Origin of the sequence: Sporosarcina sp. FA15 (genome assembly GCF_051550195.1) — a bacterium.
In the GTDB taxonomy this organism is placed as follows: Bacteria; Bacillota; Bacilli; order Bacillales_A; family Planococcaceae; genus Sporosarcina; species Sporosarcina psychrophila.
This window is the reverse complement of sequence record NZ_CP188818.1, coordinates 3755381-3773692: the sequence shown is the minus strand read 5'-3', so window position 1 is coordinate 3773692 and position 18312 is coordinate 3755381. Positions and strand designations below refer to the sequence as shown.

The 18312-nt window shown below is 36.4% G+C and carries 17 protein-coding genes; 9 read left to right on the top strand and 8 right to left on the bottom strand.

Annotated features, from left to right (window positions below; all coding sequences use genetic code 11):
- Positions 1-52: 52 nt before the first annotated feature.
- A complete protein-coding gene (locus tag ACP8HG_RS17800; RefSeq protein ID WP_438297462.1) occupies positions 53-3274 on the bottom strand; it encodes an SNF2 helicase associated domain-containing protein in 3222 nt (1073 codons plus the stop codon).
- A 496-nt stretch (positions 3275-3770) separates the two neighbouring features.
- Between ACP8HG_RS17800 and pgeF the strand changes: the two genes are divergently transcribed.
- The 3 genes from pgeF (at position 3771) to ACP8HG_RS17785 (ending at position 6161) form a co-directional block, all read left to right on the top strand.
- Positions 3771-4553, top strand: coding sequence for a peptidoglycan editing factor PgeF (gene pgeF / locus ACP8HG_RS17795; RefSeq protein WP_354313350.1), 783 nt, complete (start codon positions 3771-3773; stop codon positions 4551-4553).
- Between the two features lie 794 nt (positions 4554-5347).
- Positions 5348-5707: a hypothetical protein gene (locus tag ACP8HG_RS17790; protein WP_438297460.1), complete on the top strand. Its 360-nt coding sequence runs from the start codon at positions 5348-5350 to the stop codon at positions 5705-5707.
- A gap of 253 nt (positions 5708-5960) precedes the next feature.
- Complete coding sequence (locus ACP8HG_RS17785; RefSeq protein ID WP_438297458.1) at positions 5961-6161, top strand: DUF3967 domain-containing protein; 201 nt, start codon at positions 5961-5963, stop codon at positions 6159-6161.
- A gap of 9 nt (positions 6162-6170) precedes the next feature.
- On the opposite strand, the gene ACP8HG_RS17780 is transcribed toward ACP8HG_RS17785, so the two are convergent.
- Positions 6171-6386, bottom strand: coding sequence for a hypothetical protein (locus ACP8HG_RS17780; protein WP_354313353.1), 216 nt, complete (start codon positions 6384-6386; stop codon positions 6171-6173).
- Positions 6387-6398: 12 nt separating this feature from the next.
- The gene (locus ACP8HG_RS17775) at positions 6399-7097 is read right to left on the bottom strand and encodes a hypothetical protein (RefSeq protein WP_438297456.1); all 699 of its coding nucleotides are present in this window, start codon (positions 7095-7097) and stop codon (positions 6399-6401) included.
- Positions 7098-8637: 1540 nt separating this feature from the next.
- On the opposite strand from ACP8HG_RS17775, the gene ACP8HG_RS17770 reads away from it, so the two are divergent.
- The 5 genes from ACP8HG_RS17770 (at position 8638) to ACP8HG_RS17750 (ending at position 11528) form a co-directional block, all read left to right on the top strand.
- Positions 8638-8961, top strand: a complete 324-nt coding sequence (locus ACP8HG_RS17770) for a hypothetical protein (RefSeq protein ID WP_340741223.1) — start codon at positions 8638-8640, stop codon at positions 8959-8961.
- A 155-nt stretch (positions 8962-9116) separates the two neighbouring features.
- Complete coding sequence (locus ACP8HG_RS17765) at positions 9117-9680, top strand: recombinase family protein (RefSeq protein WP_438297454.1); 564 nt, start codon at positions 9117-9119, stop codon at positions 9678-9680.
- 77 nt (positions 9681-9757) lie between these two features.
- Complete coding sequence (locus tag ACP8HG_RS17760) at positions 9758-10117, top strand: toxin C-terminal domain-containing protein (RefSeq protein WP_438297452.1); 360 nt, start codon at positions 9758-9760, stop codon at positions 10115-10117.
- 52 nt (positions 10118-10169) lie between these two features.
- Positions 10170-10670 carry a hypothetical protein gene (locus ACP8HG_RS17755; protein ID WP_438297450.1) on the top strand — a complete coding sequence of 167 codons (501 nt, stop codon included), beginning with the start codon at positions 10170-10172 and terminating at the stop codon, positions 10668-10670.
- A gap of 717 nt (positions 10671-11387) precedes the next feature.
- Complete coding sequence (locus ACP8HG_RS17750) at positions 11388-11528, top strand: hypothetical protein (RefSeq protein WP_438297448.1); 141 nt, start codon at positions 11388-11390, stop codon at positions 11526-11528.
- A 158-nt stretch (positions 11529-11686) separates the two neighbouring features.
- On the opposite strand, the gene ACP8HG_RS17745 is transcribed toward ACP8HG_RS17750, so the two are convergent.
- From ACP8HG_RS17745 to ACP8HG_RS17730, 4 genes are all read right to left on the bottom strand, one after another.
- Positions 11687-12304, bottom strand: coding sequence for a putative bacteriocin export ABC transporter (locus ACP8HG_RS17745; RefSeq protein ID WP_438297446.1), 618 nt, complete (start codon positions 12302-12304; stop codon positions 11687-11689).
- Position 12305: 1 nt separating this feature from the next.
- Complete coding sequence (locus tag ACP8HG_RS17740; RefSeq protein ID WP_438297444.1) at positions 12306-14471, bottom strand: DUF1430 domain-containing protein; 2166 nt, start codon at positions 14469-14471, stop codon at positions 12306-12308.
- Between the two features lie 70 nt (positions 14472-14541).
- Positions 14542-14925 carry a lactococcin 972 family bacteriocin gene (locus ACP8HG_RS17735; protein ID WP_438297442.1) on the bottom strand — a complete coding sequence of 128 codons (384 nt, stop codon included), beginning with the start codon at positions 14923-14925 and terminating at the stop codon, positions 14542-14544.
- 219 nt (positions 14926-15144) lie between these two features.
- Positions 15145-16053, bottom strand: coding sequence for a replication initiation protein (locus tag ACP8HG_RS17730; protein WP_438297440.1), 909 nt, complete (start codon positions 16051-16053; stop codon positions 15145-15147).
- A gap of 817 nt (positions 16054-16870) precedes the next feature.
- Between ACP8HG_RS17730 and ACP8HG_RS17725 the strand changes: the two genes are divergently transcribed.
- Complete coding sequence (locus ACP8HG_RS17725) at positions 16871-17425, top strand: ECF transporter S component (protein WP_438298674.1); 555 nt, start codon at positions 16871-16873, stop codon at positions 17423-17425.
- Positions 17426-17617: 192 nt separating this feature from the next.
- On the opposite strand, the gene ACP8HG_RS17720 is transcribed toward ACP8HG_RS17725, so the two are convergent.
- Positions 17618-18307: a type 1 glutamine amidotransferase domain-containing protein gene (locus ACP8HG_RS17720; protein WP_342539424.1), complete on the bottom strand. Its 690-nt coding sequence runs from the start codon at positions 18305-18307 to the stop codon at positions 17618-17620.
- Positions 18308-18312: the final 5 nt, after the last annotated feature.

The following is an 18312-nucleotide window of genomic DNA, read 5'->3' as shown; positions in this document are numbered from 1 at the left end:
CTTGTAAACACTACTAATTGCCACCTCGTGTTCACACTGTTCTTAACTTGCTTTATAACATTAATATTTCCCGAATGTCTTCTTCGGTTAAAGTAGATGACGCTTTCTCCTCAGAATCGATGATTTCTTCAATCAAATGCCTTTTTTTATCTTGCAATTCATTTATTTTTTCTTCGATTGTACCGCGGGCAACAAGCTTGATGACTTGTACAACATTTGTCTGGCCAATACGATGCGCACGATCAGCTGCTTGCTCCTCAACCGCAGGATTCCACCAAATGTCATATAGAATAACGGTATCTGCTCCCGTCAGATTGAGACCTGTACCGCCTGCTTTCAAGGAAATGAGAAATAAATCACGTTCACCTGCATTGAATCGATTACAAATTTCCACTCGTTTCTCTGATGGCGTTTGTCCATCAAGGTAGAAATAAGGCAGTTCTTGATTCGCTAACTCTCTACCTATAAGTCCAAGCATTTTCGTGAATTGGGAAAAAATCAACACCCTTCTTCCCGACAGCTTTGATTCCTCTATAATCTGCATTAGCTGTTCAAATTTCCCCGAACTCCCTTTATAGCCATCCACAAATAAGGCTGGGTGACAGCAAATCTGTCTTAACCGAGTCAAACCAGCGAGAATTTTGATGCGGTTTTTTCGGAGTGTATCCTTGTCGAGATGTTTCAGTGTGTCGTGTCTGAGCTTAGCCAAAAAGGCAGCATATAGCTTCTTCTGATCAGGTAGCAACTCCACCGATTCCAGCCACTCGACTTTTTCAGGAAGCTCCGCAAGGACATCCTTTTTCAACCTACGAAGCAAAAATGGACGAATCCTCCGAGCAATCGTCTTCCTCGGAAGATTACTGAATTCCTTAAGACCCTGAAATAATTCAGGAAAGACAACTCGGTAAATGGACCATAGCTCTTCTAATGAATTCTCTATCGGTGTACCAGTTAGGGCGAAGCGGTTATCTGCCTGTATCTTCCGCGCTGCTTTTGCTGTTTGTGTCACAGGATTTTTAAATGCCTGTGCCTCATCAAAATAAACGGTATGAAAGAACTGTTTTTCGTACCACATGATGTCACTGCGCAACAACGGATAGGAAGTGATAAGAACGTCCATATCTATTACATCCTTCTGTAAATTGCTCCGCTCTGTCTTATTACCATCTACCACAACAGCTTGAATCTCTGGAGAAAACTTCATGATTTCACTTAACCAGTTATACGTCAAAGATGATGGGCAGACAATAAGAACCGGGAGCTTCTTTTTACGGATGTTAGGAAGCTCGGATAAAATAAACGTGATGCTTTGCACTGTTTTACCCAGCCCCATATCATCTGCAAGAATCCCGCCGAATCCGTAATGAGCAAGTGTTTTCATCCATTTGTAGCCATCTTTTTGGTAGTCCCGTAATATTGGATCCAAACTTTTTGGGACTTCAAACCCCAAACTGTCTGGATTGTGGACGTTCTCCAAAAATTGCAGGAACGATTTCTCTAACGTGAACACATCACGATTATCGACTGAATCAAGAAGCTGAAGACCTTGAGTAAATGGTAATATCAAACCGCTTTCCAATTCTTCATGCTGTTCAGGAAGTGCATTCAAGAAGCGGTTCATTTCTTCAAACTCCCTCGTCTCCAATGAGAGTATGGATCCATTACCCAATCGATAGTACTTCCGTTTTTCTTCTAGAGCCAATAGAACTTCACGTATATGCTTTTCAGGGATACCATCGAGCTCAAATTTGAATTCTAGCCAATTGGTTCTCTCTTTTTTCATCTTCACAGTAATCTTCGGGTGAGCTTTGCCTCTAAATATCCGATTTTTCACAGCCGTAGTTGCATATATTTGCGCAAACGTTTTAAGCTTCGGAACGACATGATACAAAAATTCATATTCCAATTCTTCATTGTGCAAAAAATAACCGCCGTCTGTCTTGGAAAACAAGCTTTTTTCTATTAACTGCAAGATCTCTTCTTCCTTATCCATATCCCTCACAAAAGTGGAGCTTGCCGGGATATCCCCAGTAGGTTCCAATGGATTGATCATAATATTTTCATAATGAAACTCCAACCCAACGAGCAATCGGTTTTTCACACGATCCAAGTACACTTTAGCAATTAGCGGTGTCTTAAGAAGGTGCTTATACATACTGTCCGATAGTTGTACATTGCCTAGTTTCTTCAAACCAGGCACCACTTTTTCTAGAAAAAAACTAACCTGCTCTTGAGGAATCGAAATTTGATTCGTTCCTGAACCATCAAGCAACTCCTTTAGGTCCGAGAGACGTTTACAATCCTCACTTTTCAGCTGGATTAGTTTCCCTTCAGATAAGACAGAGCTGTATGAATTCAGCACAACCATTTGATTCAACCCTTTGATCTTCAGTTGATAGCCTTTGCCCTCAGCTTCAGCAAAGTCAAACTGTAAAGAAAGTGGTTCGTTCGATACACGAAGACCGGCATACATATTCCCGCCATATTCCAATTTAATCGATGGTACTCTCTCAAGTATGGGAAATAGCCTGTCCCAAGAAGATGGAGGAATCAGTAGTGTATGATAATCGCTGACATAATTTGATTTCCCCAACAATTCATCAACATATACATCTTCATCATGAATTACTTGGATAAGCTGCTGGATCAAAGCATTTGTTTCTTTTTGAAAGCAATGAAGATTAGGGTTAAACGTGAATGAATTAGAAAGCACGCTAGTATGTCCGTCTTTCACATGCTTCAGAAAGTCCCTGATATTCTGCACATTAGTCGGACCAATCCTCACCTTTATTCCAAATATATGCCGCCCCTCTCCTAGGGTAACGGCTTTGCACGTAAATTCCACATCAAGCACTTGCCTGTTTTCAAAGTGAAGCTGATGACTGCTAGAGCGTTTAGGTTGGGCATTGAAAAGTGTCAGTAAGCCTTCCGTTAGTTCTTGATTTGTTAATGAATCAGACTGGAATCCACTTAGACTATTGGGGATTTCCTGACGCTGAAGTGCATTAATCGATAGTAAAACGGCTGCAATATGCTGACAATCCATTTGAAAGGAAGCTAGTGCAGGACAGCTACATTTCGTAAGTAAACCACCTTTTTCATCCTTTTTAATGGTGACATGGAAATCATCCATTCCTGCAACTGTTGCTTCACAACCATTAGGACCGTAGTTTTTAACTGTCACTTTATTAGCCCGATAAAAAGCTTCACCTCTTTTGAAGGAGACTGTACCGCACTTGTCTTTAATTAACTCTCGGTTTAATTTTATATTCATTGGTCTGCCTCCTCCCTCGTTTCGGATTCCGGGTTCTCGCTTATTACCTTGAGTATACCAAACAAGCTTTCGGTAATGTAGGGGTTCTGGAACAGTTTGAAGTTTAATGAGAACTCGTCACCAATATAGGTGATTTAACTGAGATTCACCTTTAAAGACAACCAGATAGCGCAAGGTAAACAGACATCCATTTGAAGGACAATTATATCCTTTAATGGGTGACCATATTTTCACATTCTTGCAACTAGATACTCGGTACTTAACAAAATGGAAGCAAGTTGTTTTTTTGTGCTTAATACTAGGGAGCATTTTCCAATACCGCTTCGTCGTACAAGGAGATTATTAAAGTTTCTATTGAATTCTAAATATAAATTTAAAGTGCCTAGTATATAGCGGTAAGCCGCAACATAAAATTCATGAATTTCTTCATCAACATTATCGAAAGCCATGATTTTTTTTGAATAGATAGTAAGGTATAGTAAAGCTAGGTGATGATATGAAAACAAAGATTTACGTAAACAATGACAAATTTATAGCAGGGATGACCATGAAAGACGGAGCCGAACTTGAACACAACAACATGGCGCTCCATGCCTGCAAAAAAACCGATAATATAATTGAAAACCGAAAAAGATTAGCCGCTTCCTTACAACTCGAGCTGAGTGACTTCGTTTGTGCCACTCAAACACACAGCGCTAATTTCTATCGCGTGACGCTCAACGATAAAGGACAAGGTGCCGAGCGAATGGACACCGCCATTGCGGACACAGACGCCTTGTATACCTATGAGCCCAATCTTGTATTATGCAGCTTTACTGCTGATTGTGTACCTGTGATTTTTTACAATGAAGTGAACGGCCTCATCGGCGTGATCCATTCTGGATGGCAAGGCACAGTCAAAGAAATCACGTCGAAACTGTTCGAACATTTAACACAAGTTGAACGCTGTAATCCGAGCGATTTTCACGTCCAGATTGGTGCGGCGCTAAGCCAGGAAAAATTTGAAGTCGATGAAGATGTCTATTTAAAATTTAAAGCACTTGGCTATGCGGATGATTTTATGTATTACAATGACGACACTCACAAATATCACATCGATAATCAGCTCGCCGTGAAAAGGCAATGTGAGTTGGCGGGAATTCCAGCTGAGCAGATTGCGATTGATCGAACTTGCACGTATGTAGATCCGGATGGTTTTTCTTATCGAGAGGATAGACAATGTGGGAGGCATTTGGGGTTTGTTGTGAAAAAGGGCATTGACCAAATGGAGATAGAGTAACAATCAACTACATCAATGCAAGCTATCCGAAAAAGCACATCTGCTTTATACGTTGATGTGCTTTTTCGGATATTACTGTTTTCTCAAATAGCGAAACTTCCCCCTTGCGGCAGGGTCCACCCTAAACTCGCAAAACCTTGTGGCTCTAGGTTCATGAGTCTGTTAAAGGTTACTAAGTCTATTAAGTCTTTAAATAAAATCATTATATAGAATTCGCTAATTAACATGCATTTCTCTTTTTCTATAAAAAATCAAGACGAATTATTACACTTAGACACAAAAGGATCTTACTAGAAAAAAAGAGGATAAATCCTCAAAAAGGACAAGTCCTACTCTCTCAGACTATCAAATATAGCCACGGAAACGCACAGGTTGCTCATAGACCAATGATAAACGGAAATAGGTGTATATGTCTTTACCTCTTCTTTTACGGATGATTCTAGACTATCTGTGAGCGTTTTTAGAAAACCGAAGAAGATCAGCAGAAATGGCGAAAGGATTTTGTATAATTATTCGTTTAGACACGTCTAGCGATCACCAGAAAGCCCGTTAATTCAACGATGTATAAAAATTTGATGCATAAAAAAGGGAAGGGCTATAGGAGAGAAACTGAGGCATGACAAGGGGTTGCCTGTTGGAAACAACTGCCGAGAATTGGTGTTATGTCAACCTGCTGTGTATGGCGCATGCAAGATTGTTCAGCGATCAATTCGAAGGTTTGCAGATTGATCTCATGTAGCGAATCCAATTTCTTGTTCAACAATCGGGCCATTTTATCGAAAAGAGGTAGTAAGATGACAAATTATTATTATTTAGCCTCAGATAAAATAATGAGGTTAGGCAATGGTTCAGTTGACTTTACTGAGACACATGCAGGTGTAATCCCAGGTTTTGATTATCCAATTCAGTTGGAAATTTATAATGGCATTGAAAAAGAACGGGAATCGCGGGAGCTATTGCAATATATTCGTAACCACACCGCACCTTATAAAGCGTGTACAATGCAAGTAGCTAATTTATTAAACTCAAATAAAGTGGAGCTGAGAGTACAGAAGAAACATAAATTACTGCTACACGAAATTATTGATCCAAAACAACTTTTATTGCAAGAAGGGCATTTGTTGACTATTGAAAAAGTGCCAGTTACCCAATGATTTTTATAGAAGTTTTTAGAAATAGTCTTTACTCTATCTAACGGGCGCGATTGTTTAATATGCGTCTCTTTTTTCTTCTTCAACTAACGGGTGATTTAGTTCAAGTATTGGCTGCCTTTCATGGCAACTTTTTCTTATTGAGTAATGGAGTTAACTACTGCCGTGAACTCGCGTTATGTTAACCTGTTGTGCATGTAGCATAATTGTGTGAAAACAAATTCACTAATCACAGAATGAATTTAATCAAAAAATATTGGAGCTACTCGAAGCTCACGAAATACGCCAGGTCGAAAGAGATAAAATTTTATTGATCGCTCTTAGAGAAACCCAAGAAGTAAAAAAACAAATTGCATCCACCCAACAAAAAAATGGTGGATGTTTTGGAAATAAGACCTTGCCCCTTTTGAAAAGGCAAAAAAAAAAGCGTAGCAATTGCCACGCTTTTTTTCTCTAATTTACTAGATTAGCTATTGGTAGTAATTTTAATAGACTTTTCACCATTTAAAATGAAATTCACGTTCCACCTAGGATGAATAACAACATTATTTTCCTCATCAAACTCTAGAGTTAAATGAATTTCGTCATCATCTTTTGTCAATACAGCTAATCGCTTATTATCCTTATCCCAGTAAGTTTTAAGATTTTCAGAAATATCGATTGTCCATTCATTAATTTTCATACTCTCTCTCCTTTAATCAGCTAAAATTTTTCCATTCTTGTCTAAGGACGCTTTTCTGTCTCCGTTTTTCTTTATTTTCCACTTCCTCCCTCCATGTCCTCCTGTATCTTTATCGACACTCCATTTTCCATTGAAAAATTCACCGGAATTCTTATTCAAAGGAGTATTAAGATGTTTATCTTTAAATTGCCCTAAATCAACAGTGTTACCATCTTTCCTCAATGATTTTGGAATAGTAGCCCCAGTAATATATGGAGAAACAACAGATTTTACTGTATTAAAAAGTGCACTTCCCGTACTCGCTATAATATTTCCTATCATAACGCCACCAGTATAAATTGCAACCGTCCCTACACCTATAATTGTTATATTAGTAACAAAATTGCCGATTCCTACTGCTGCTGCAAACATTTTAATCTCAGATTTTCCATTTCTCTCATGAACTTTTATAGCTTCATTTATCAATTCAATTTCAAATGGTTCTAGTTCTAAAACCTCATTATTCACTTCACCAGACAAAAATAATTCAATAAACTCATCTGCCGAGTATTCTTCAGCTTCAACAGACCTACTCATGGTAAAAATAGTGCTAAATGATAATACAAAACACAGAACTAAAACTAAATAATTTTTACTTTTTTTCATTCGAATCACGCCTTTTTTTATTTGAATAAACTTATAAAATGTAAAATGAAGGATATTCTTTTCCATATTAGCACAAAAAAATAAAATTTTCCCCAATTTTCCACAATTACTATTAACTCGCTATTCGAAGAACCCCGAACACACTTTAGTATCAAATACACTATTTCACATTACGTTTCCCAGAACCCATATACATTTTTTCTTCAAAAATCAAAATCCCGAATTCCGCATTCCGTTTTTCATTTTGAACAAGATTCCACTAGAAAACGAGAAATTCAAATTCCGGATTAACTCGATTCCGAAATTCTGTAATTCAATTAACCCAGTAACTCTTTTAATATAAATCACAATCGTCCAACGTTCTGTTCGCTGTATTTACAGTTTGATCTCGTGGAATTAATCCAATTACTTGTTAAACTAACGGGACAGATTAATGTTCACAAATGGAAACATTCCTTTTTGAGGGAGGTGAAGTTGATGAAACGTATCTTTTTACTTATCCTGGCTTTAATGCTTGTTTCACTATTGATGTATTTCTCAACTACTGCAATCCCTTCACCTTAATCTACATAAACTAACGGGTATTTTAGTTTAAGTATCGGCTGCCTTTACAAGGTAGCTTTTTTATTGCGTATTGAGTCCCTAAATTTTCTACGGGATTAAAATCTGTCTTCCTCTCCCAACTTGCAAGCAATCGTCTAGTGTGAAAAGCGTCAAGGATAAAGTCAAGTAAATAAGGTCAAAAGATATATATACCAAACATGTAGAGTATAGGGGGGCGTAAGAAAAGAATGTAAGTATCTTATTTATTGCATTGCAGCTGGGACTCAATGTTTCCACTATTAGGTGGCATATCGAAAATGAATCCAAAAGTGAACTGGAAAATGAATTGGTGAGTATAACGAGGGGGTAAACGAAGAATAACGGTATGATAATGGAAATTATTCCACCGTTTTCGTAACATAATTTCGATAACCTCTACAACTGAAGTGAGCATTCCCAAAAAAGGTTTGGATTTCCCCACCGAAAAAATTATTTTTTTAATGGCTGCTATTGAATATTGAAATTGAAAGTATACCCTTCCTTCTATTTAGCGGTTAGATGGGTAGGACATCGAGAAGTCGTTCCTATATTGACTGTAGGTATGCTGTTTGTGGTGTTTATGTAGTATTAATCCCCCGACGAGGTTCTCAAATTTACTATGTATGCAAAAAGTACAGGAGACAGCCACCCCCCAGACAAGGTACCTCGGTGGGTATCCATTCCGACTATGACAGTGATTACTAATCTAATGGTAGTGGTTAATCGTTAATCGTCGAATCCGTAGCATTGGCCCCCCCTACATTAGACATAGACTTTAGATAGTACTGGAACCGCGTAGGTAGTGGGTTCTTGTTTGACCGTCATATGTGTTGGGTTGTGACAATCTCAGCCTCGCGGATCTCGCGTTCTCTCTCGCTGCTGCTGTTGGTTTGGTGGGCTGTCATCGCCTTACTGTCTAGCTGTCTGCCTTTCCATCTATCCGTGGTGTGGTGGTGCTAGTGGTGTCGCCGCAATTATGGTATAATAAGGAAAAAGATAATCGAACAAAAACGGAGGTGGAAAAATGAGTTTGAAAAGAAAGCCAGTAATTTTCTTTTTAACGTGTTTTGTTATAGGATCTGCACTATTTTGGTATTCACAAAAAGAGTCATATAGTGCAGAGAACGTTGTTGTGTCTGCAATGGACAGATATGAAGTGCAAAGTATCCAAGTTGGTGAAGAAGGTGTAATTGATGAAGTTGATAAAACGAGATTCGTAATTCGGATAGATGTTTACGATAAAAATGATATACCTAAAGTTGAATCATACTTACAAAAAAAATTATCTAAAGTAGATTTAGCACAATATGATATACAAGTGTTTTCTAATAAAGGGATAACTTATTAAACAGGACTGTCAATAGACCGTCTTTTTTTTATTCTCTTTAGGTGTCGTAACTTCTAAGTATTGACACCAAAATCAGGATGCAGTAATATCAAGGCATCAATCGGTGTCGTAACTAAGTGTCATAAATAGACCGCAAAAAAGGGGGGCAAATACATATGAAATATGGTTATGGTCGCGTAAGTACAGCATCACAAGATTTAGAGTTACAGCTACAGACATTGAAAAGTGAAGGTTGTGACAAAATTTATTCCGAGAAATTCACTGGAACTAAAGCGGATCGCCCCCAATTTGTAGAGTTACTTTCATTGCTGAAAAAAGGGGATACATTGGTAGTTACGAAGCTAGACCGTTTCGCAAGATCGGCAGAAGATGGGGTAAATCTAATCAAAGAATTGCTTTCAAAAGGAATCAAGGTTCACATATTAAATATGGGACTTGTAGAAGATACATCAATGGGCAGATTAATTTTAAGAATGTTATCAGCCATTGCGGAATTTGACAGGGATATGATAGTTGAACGATTAGCAGAGGGTAAAGCAATTGCGAAGCAGAATCCTGATTTTCGTGAAGGTAGACCGAAGAAATTCACTAAAAAGCAAGTAGCACACGCTTTACAGCTATTAGAAACAAATTCCTATACGCAAGTAGAAGAAATTATAGGGATTTCTAAAAGCACACTAATCCGTGCCAAAAGAGAAGTAACAAAAGGGTTGCTTTAGTTTAAGTATCGGCTGCCTTTACAGGGCAGCTTTATCTTATTGAGTAATGAAGTTAACTACTTCCGAGAAGAACAGTTATGGTACTTGTAACAGGTGCTGTTATTATTGGAGATGTGATGTGGGAAGCCACTACTTCAGTTGCAAAGAATATCATAAATTTACTTTTTTCTAAAAATGATCCTGTATACAAGACAGATAAGGAAGCAGAAGCAGCTGCAAAAAAACTTGGTTATAAAAAAATTAGTGAGAAATGTGGTAAAGCCGCGATTTTTGATAAGGTGAAAAAATCCACAAAAGGGCCTGGTTATATATCTCGTGATATAGATAATCATAGCGGTAAGGCTGCTTGGAAAGGTGGCACTTCGCCGCAAAATCTCTGTTCAAAAGATAGAAGGAGTGGTACGTATGATACGAAACTCGACAGGGTCGCCGACTAAATCCATTAATACTAAGTCCGGGGTTCTCCTAACTGAACCGTGGAGTTCTTCTATGTATTTTGATGCACCCGTGGAGAATCGTGTTAGATTCTCCACGGATTTTTTTAGTGAAGTTCGAGTAAAAGGTATTCAAAAGTTTATTAACGACCTCACGTTGGGTGAGCCAACTATCGATCTATTCATTTCCCTAGAATACAATAGGAGAAAGAAATATATTGCTAAAAACTTATCAAAGCGTATATGTTTAGTTAATTGGAAAGAATATAAACTAACAAGTGAAGAGTTTGATCTTGACGATGGGTTTGGTAAGATTGCATCAATAAAAGATGTACCAGTAAGTGAGGCAATCTTATATACAATAGATGTACTTCTCAATAAAAACACTTGTGCTTTCAATGCTTTATTTATTATTGTTACGAGTAAGTATCTAATCCATTTCGGAGCGAGCGGAGACGTAATCAATATCCTTTCTAAAGACCCTAAGAATATTGATTATATAAAAATGGGTTATAAGGGTATTTTTGATACTATTCACGATGAACCTTTAAGCTGAAATCAAAGTCAAGATGATTTGTTAAAAAGCGACCTATCCATATATCTGAACGGAAGTGCTAATTGTCTCACAAGTTATCTGTATTTACATTCTTACAAACTCCATTACTCAATAGTAATGGAGTTAACTACTTCCGTGAACGGGTGTTATGTCAACCGCATCTATATGAGAGTTAAAAGGTAACAAAAACAGGGTCGCTGTTATATTTCAAAACAATTCAATATAGCAATTGAAAACTTCGAAATGAAATGATAAACTTATTGCATATCAACTTACTTTAACTTTTAATACCGAACCCATGCGGGATCGGTGATGACTAATAGAGGTCTTTGGACCGATTGAGACACAGTTCTTTTTTGCTGTGATTAAAAATCGGACCAGGGGCTTTTTTTCATTCGATTCATGGCGAGTTATCAAAATTCGCAATACGGAATATCATACAAAAATCAAGAAGGATGTTCCCAAAATTCGAAACGATCGAAGGCCGAGAAATCCGTATGTATGAGGGAAAGGCCAATGCTTTAACCTATCACGGTTTGCGATACAACTACATCCAGAATCGAACGATTTACTGCTGCATGTGTCCTCTCTCCAGGACGAATAAACAGCCGGCCACCTCTTGGAACGTCCTGAATTCTGCTTTCCATCACCTGCCGACCTTGAGCAGACAACGGAACCTGTCGCCATTTCCCATTTTTCGCTTCAATAGGATAGAAAATGTATCTTTCAGTCCTTTATTATCGGAAAGTTCAAGAAATAGATAAAGGCTATTCTAAGTTACAAGCTGCAGCAATTGTCACAAAAGAAGTTGGTCATGAACGAGTTGAAGTGATCAACGTGTATTTGGCCAGAAAATAACTACTCAATAAAGAAAAGTTGAGCTCTCGGGCTCAACTTTTCTGTTTGGGTTTATATTTTAATGGGAATCCGTACTTCTTAGAATTTTCACATATGGCTTTTGCATGTTCTTCTACGCTTTTCTTATTGCCTAGATCCTATAAACTTGTGCCAAAAGACTATAACTCAATTCTGGTAGTTGCGCGGTTTGCTAATTCAAGGTCATGTGTTACAAACACAATAGTTTTACCTTCTCGATTAAGGGTTTTTAAAACATCAAAAATGACAGTACTATTATTTTTGTCGAGATTACCTGTAGGTTCATCCGCTAATATATAATCACATTTCTTCAGGATAACTCTAGCTAACGCTATTCTTTGTTGTTCCCCACCACTCAATTCATAGACTTTTCTATTTTCATAGTTAGAAAGATTAACCGCTTTTAAAGCATTTTTAATTTCCTCTTTTTTATTTATGTTTTTTCTATATGCAAGAGCTATTAATAAGTTTTTCTCTACTGTCTCATTATCAATCAATGCATAGTTTTGGAACAAGTATCCAAAACTATTCCTTTGCAATAACAAGATTTGCTTTTTTGTTAAATTACTTTTTCCATCAACGATTAAATCACCACTATCAGGTCGTTCTAACAGTCCAATTACGTTTAATAGAGTTGTTTTTCCTGTGCCACTTTCTCCAACAATAGATATAAAATCCCCTTTTTTAATTTTCAAATTATACTCCTCAAATATTGTTCTACCATGAAATTTCTTTGAAATATTAATTAGTTCTATCAATTTAATGTTCTCCTTTGATTATAGAATTAAAAGTCTTTTTAAATATAACTTGGTCAATAAAGATACCAACTAAAATTTCCAACCCGATTATAAGTCCTCCATAAACAAGTAGGTTTTCCCCATACATCATAACCGCAATAAGAATTGGAACAACATTAATAAGGATTAGTAAAATAAGCATTGACCAATTTCTTTTTAACATACTATAGCCAAATAACTTTTGGATGTATAATTTTATCTTGTTTTTTTGATAATAGCTTGCAACGATATTAAATGTCACGATAAAATTTGACATAGCTAAAATGAAAACAATAATACTATTCATTCTCTTTTGTGATTGTAAAGACTCTATTTCTTTTCCATATACATTATAGACAGGTTTTACACGCTGAATTGAGGATTGAACATCATTTTTTGTAATTAAAGGCCTCAAAATACTGTAAGGGTCGGCACTATTTGAGTGAAAATAAAAACTGCTAGAAAGAAAGGCTTTGTATACTTGATCAGCGAGATTCTGTTTTAAAATAATAGCTATAGGATCTGTAATAAGAAAACCGTTTTCTTCTCCTATATCTGGACTGAACGTAAAGTAATTTTGATTATCTTTTACATAAATAATGTTGATAGATAATTCTTCTAATTTAGTACTATCTAATTTTTTATTTGCTTCTTTGTTGTATACATTAGCCACCTCAACCTTTTGGAAATAAAACCACCTTTTATACTTCTCATATATTTTCTCCTCTAATGATTTTAATTTATTAGGGACAAATATATTAAGAGTATTTTCATTATCAATAATCTGGTCCTCGACTGTAATAGTAGATGCTTTAATTGGATTATATTCTAAGTAGTTGGTGTTTATAATAACCATTTTCCCACTTGGTGATATAAGAGTATCCTCACCATTTGTATTTAATTCATATAGAAGTTCACCGTCTCCGGTATCTGAATAGTTAGCTGCATTCATTAAAAAAGCTTTGTGATTTTGTTCTAGATCTATATAATAATTCTTCAATTTTTTATTCAATTCATAGTCATTCCCACGCCCGGTATATGTAGTTACAGTAGTGTATACGTTTTGCGTTTTCTCCCATACCGATAGGTTAGACAACTTTGCTTCTAATGTAGATGTGTTTTCCAGTAACTGATTAATAGAAAACAATAAAAATCCGACAAATATAAACTTTAAACAATAGTTGACAAATGCTAAAACAGCAAACGGTTTCCTTCCTTTAATAGAGACCGTTATTCTACTATTTCTCACTATGAAGCAAAGACTGAGAAATAGAAATAAGACGTAAATGAACACTACAAAAAATGAATATAACATGTATATACAACTTAATTCTTTTAAATAATCAGCCTGGTAAAATAACCAGTAATAAGTAGTACACACAATATAAGCACTGAGAGTTGAGAGTAGCATTGGTTTTAGAATATCTCTAATGAGGTATAGACTTACTCTCTCTGAACTGAATCCTACAGTTCTTAAAATGGATATTACCTTTAGTTTATCAACTATATAGTACGCAAAAGCGATAAATATACAAAGAGCAACGATTCCAATACTCACCACTAATAAGAGATTTTCTCCAAAGGTCGTATAGTTCATATAGCTATTGTTCTCATTAAATATTTCAGCTGTGGCTATATCGCGATTTAAATCTGATACAATCTGCTTTAGTGTTACATCATTTGTAGTTCCTATGTAATAAATGCCATTCTCACCGAAGTTATTTGCTTCATTTAAGTTTTTTATGGTAATCATTAATTGAGGTTCCGATTGCTTTATAATACCGACTTGATCCTCGCTAATTCTATTTTTCATAGATACAAACTGATTAGAATGTAAGCTTGGAAAAGCACCTTTTTCCAACTCCACTTGGCCATTTAACATTGTATCCGTCGTATAAATTATAAGATCCTTCTCATTTCGAAAAATATATTTTGATATACTAACCTGATACTTTTCTGATAGATTCCGTAAATAGTCAAACGATTTTAATGAAGTTCCTCTTTCCACCTGTGATTTAATCTCAATAGTAATACTAGAAGTGTCTTTATAAAGCAATTGATTATTCTTAAAAGCATTATACTCATTCAACGAAAAGACAGACAATAAGACTAGTTGAACAAAAACAAGGAGCATGATGATTTTTTTCATTAGTAAATATTCTCCTAACTGAAAAAAGGGATGATTATCATCCCTTTTTTTAGACTAATTATATATTTTGTTATTTGAAATCGTAATAAGCTTTATTTGTCCCCTTCAACGTCCATTTTACTTTAGCGGTACTATATTCGTTCGCTGGCTTATATACATCTTCAACAGCATCCCCTTCACCATTGACTACCGAAGCATATCCCATTTTTTCATAATGTTTATAACTGGAATAAACATTACTGTCTTTTTTACCACGAATCCAATACCCACCATTTTTAGGTCCAGATTCTAAGGCTGCCCTTGCTGAAACCATACCATCAGTATCATAGACAATTTCAAATCCTCCGTTGGATTCATTGGCATCACTGTTTGTAGCTTGGACAATGGATAATGGCAAAGCGAAGCACGCTGCTGCTACTAAAGTCATTATCCCCTTTTTCGGAATTGAATACATATCATTTCCCCTATGTCGTTTTTTATAATACTACCACATATTACCGCATAGTAAAATAATGTAAAGGTTATATTTGTAAAAAAAGTTTTATTCAACCATTCAGTTTCCTCAACTCTCACCCCTTTATGGGTAATATTCAACTAACCTGTCTAGTTGCGGTGAAAAACTACTTTGTTAGAAAAAAGGATAAATAAATTATTGAAAGTTGGCTGTTCTTGTTCAACCTTTCGCCCTTGGAATATATTCACTTGCTTCTTTTGAAGTCACTTGTTCTCCTTTGCCTTTTCGCATACCCTCTGTTTCTATAACTAGCTTGGTCGCTCTTTCTTTAATATCTTCATTTTGCATTTTGTGAACAACGCCCCATAGCGCAAACACATCGTCAATCAGTCTTTTTAATTCTTCTGATTGATTGTCTGTTGCTAACGGAACTGTTTTACCTGTTGACCAATGTATTTCAAATCCGACAATAGCCCGACCTTTTTTCTTTTCTTTGAACCACACTTCAAGTTCGGTATATTGGTTAATTTCATTGATAGCTACATCTAATACACCACGTTTAAATTGGGCTGTACTATCTATGTAAGTCTTTCTATTTTCAACACCAAACAAACGCAGGAAAGCCTCTTTTGAAGCAGATACATAGTAAGCCCCATAACGAGCTTTTAAATACTCGTATAATGTCCAGCTAAAGCTACTTTTGAATTTTGATGTAATCGTTAAATCAGTTGTTACACAATAATCTTTCAACTCCAAAATATGAGGGACAAATTTTTGATTCCATTCAATTTTAAATGTTCCGTTGTCATATTGGAGATCAGTGAAGATAGCTGTAAACCTAAACTTTTTTTCTTCTAAATTTTGAGTGCTATATCTTAATGCAGAAACCTTTTCGCTATCTTTATAAGCATCTTCGGTCTTATATCTTTTAAGACCGAATTTCCTTTCAAAATCAGCCTTGATAAACTCTGTGCTACCGTCTTGTTGTGTGCAATAGATAGAGTAAGCAAGTAACTGCATTTGATTTAACGTTAAGCCGTGGTTTAAATTCGCCATCGAAAACTCGTTACTCTTTTTAATACTGTTATCGTAAGATACCAATTGCTCTTTATCATTTTTTCTAGCCATGTATTACCCCTCCTACACGGTTTTTAGTTGATTGATTTTGAAACCATATATGTTGAACAAATGAATATGGCGTATGCGCTTTACAAGGGCTTTTGGGAGGCCACTGAAAAAGCCCTTGTAATTGGAATGAATTAGGATTCCCACTAATACCGCTTCGACGCTTTGTGGATGCCTCCCGCGATAACCCAGAAAGGAGACCGCTTTCAGTCTTATCGCTCCGGCTACCACGAAGTCGCGTCTTCGCTGGATGGTCTATTTGAGAAAGAGCATTTCATTATTTGTGATGAAAACTGCAAGCTGGAGCACGTTTTTCTTGAATATAATTAGCAGCAACTAGTAATCACTTTATAATCTCAGCATATACATCTCAAAATTACACTTTTCTCGATAATGAACACCCTAGCGCAGGCGCGGCAAAGGGGTCGCCGAAGCCGTAAGACTGGATGCGAAGCGCTAATCCAAGCTTACGGCGAAAGGCATTCCCGAAGCGCCAAGCGTTCTACAATCCACACCCCGAATTAAAACCCTCTCCTTATTGAGCACCATAGCAAATTCAATGGGATTCTTTAATTCAACATATATACCTTATTTATTCCTGCTAAAATTTATCCCTCTTCCACAAACTGACCCCTAAACTTTAGTGTAAATTGATACTTTTAGAAGTACCAAAACTTTGATAAGGTTATGAACAAATAAGAGTACTACTAAAAAAGGGGAATGATCTATGAACGCAACAAAAGGTTATTCCGACACAGACTCACAGACATCTGATTTGGTTCAAACCGACAAAAAGACTAAGAACCAGAACATCATATCTATGAATACAACAAAAAGTTATTCAAGCACAAAATCACGCACTTTTGATTTAATTCAAACATCAATGTTAATTGCACTCGTATTCATTGCAACTCTCTTAATAAATATCAAACTACCTCTATCACCAAATGGCGGTTTGGTTCATCTTGGAACAGGCATGCTTTTTATTATTTCCATCATATTTGGTCCTAAAAAAGGAGCAATTGCCGGTGCTGTTGGTATGGGGTTATTTGATTTAGTATCTGGTTGGACATTATGGGCACCATTTACGATTGTAGCCCGAGGCTTACAAGGATATATCGTCGGAAAAATTGCCTGGTCGAATGGCCGCCAAGGAAACAGTTTCACATTCAATCTACTAGCTACCATCAGTTCGATTCCCGTTATGTTAGGCGTCTATTATATTTGTGAACGCGTCCTATTTGGTAGTTGGATTATACCGGTAGCCTCAATTCCCGGAAACCTCATTCAAAATATTGTAGGTATCTGTGTAGCTATTCCGGTTTGCATTGCACTAAAAAAAGTTCCTTTTTTAAATAGATCTTTTAAAAGATGACTTAGTCTGCATGCCGTAGTTATCTCATCGTTGCATAGATGCCTTGAAATATACCTTGTACCTTTAATTGACCAGTTGCGCTAGCTTTCATTAAACCGAAGTATTTTAGCGCCGTTTCGAAAGCAAAAAAAAGCACTTCCTTGATCAATCAATGATCAAGGAAGTGCTTTTTTCAGAAGCTCGAGTGTTATATTATCGTGCTGATTTCAATAATTTTAATACCCCTTTGGCAACTGCACCACCTGATGCTGGATTTTGTCCAGTGACAACACGGTCATCAACTACAGCGAACGCTGCCCAGTCTTCGCCTTTCACGTAATTGGCTCCTCTGTTAACAAGTTCATCTTCTGTTAAAAATGGAACTATTTTATCTAATCCAAGTGCGATTTCTTCAGTGTTTGCAAAACCTGCAACCTTTTTGTCGGCAATTAAATAGTTACCTGCCGCATTTTTAATATTTAATAAACCAACAGTACCATGACAAACAGCAGAGACGATCCCGCCATTATCATATATTTTACTAGCAATGTTTTGTAACTTTTCATCATTAGGGAAATCCCACATTACACCGTGTCCACCTGTATAATAGATGGCATCATAATCTTCAGGATTAACATCTTCTGCCGATAAAGTAGCACCTAGCTTATTTAAAAAATCATCGTTTGAATAATATTGCCAATCTAATTCAGTCATTTGATCTGGTTGTAAGCTGTGTGGATCAATCGATGTATATCCACCTTTAGGGCTAACGTAAACTATTTTATATCCCTCTTTTTCCATCTCATCTACAAAGTGAACAGCTTCTCCTAACCATAATCCTGTTGCACGTTCCAGATTTGGATATTTAGAAATATTAGTTACAACTACTAAAATGTTTTTCATTATAC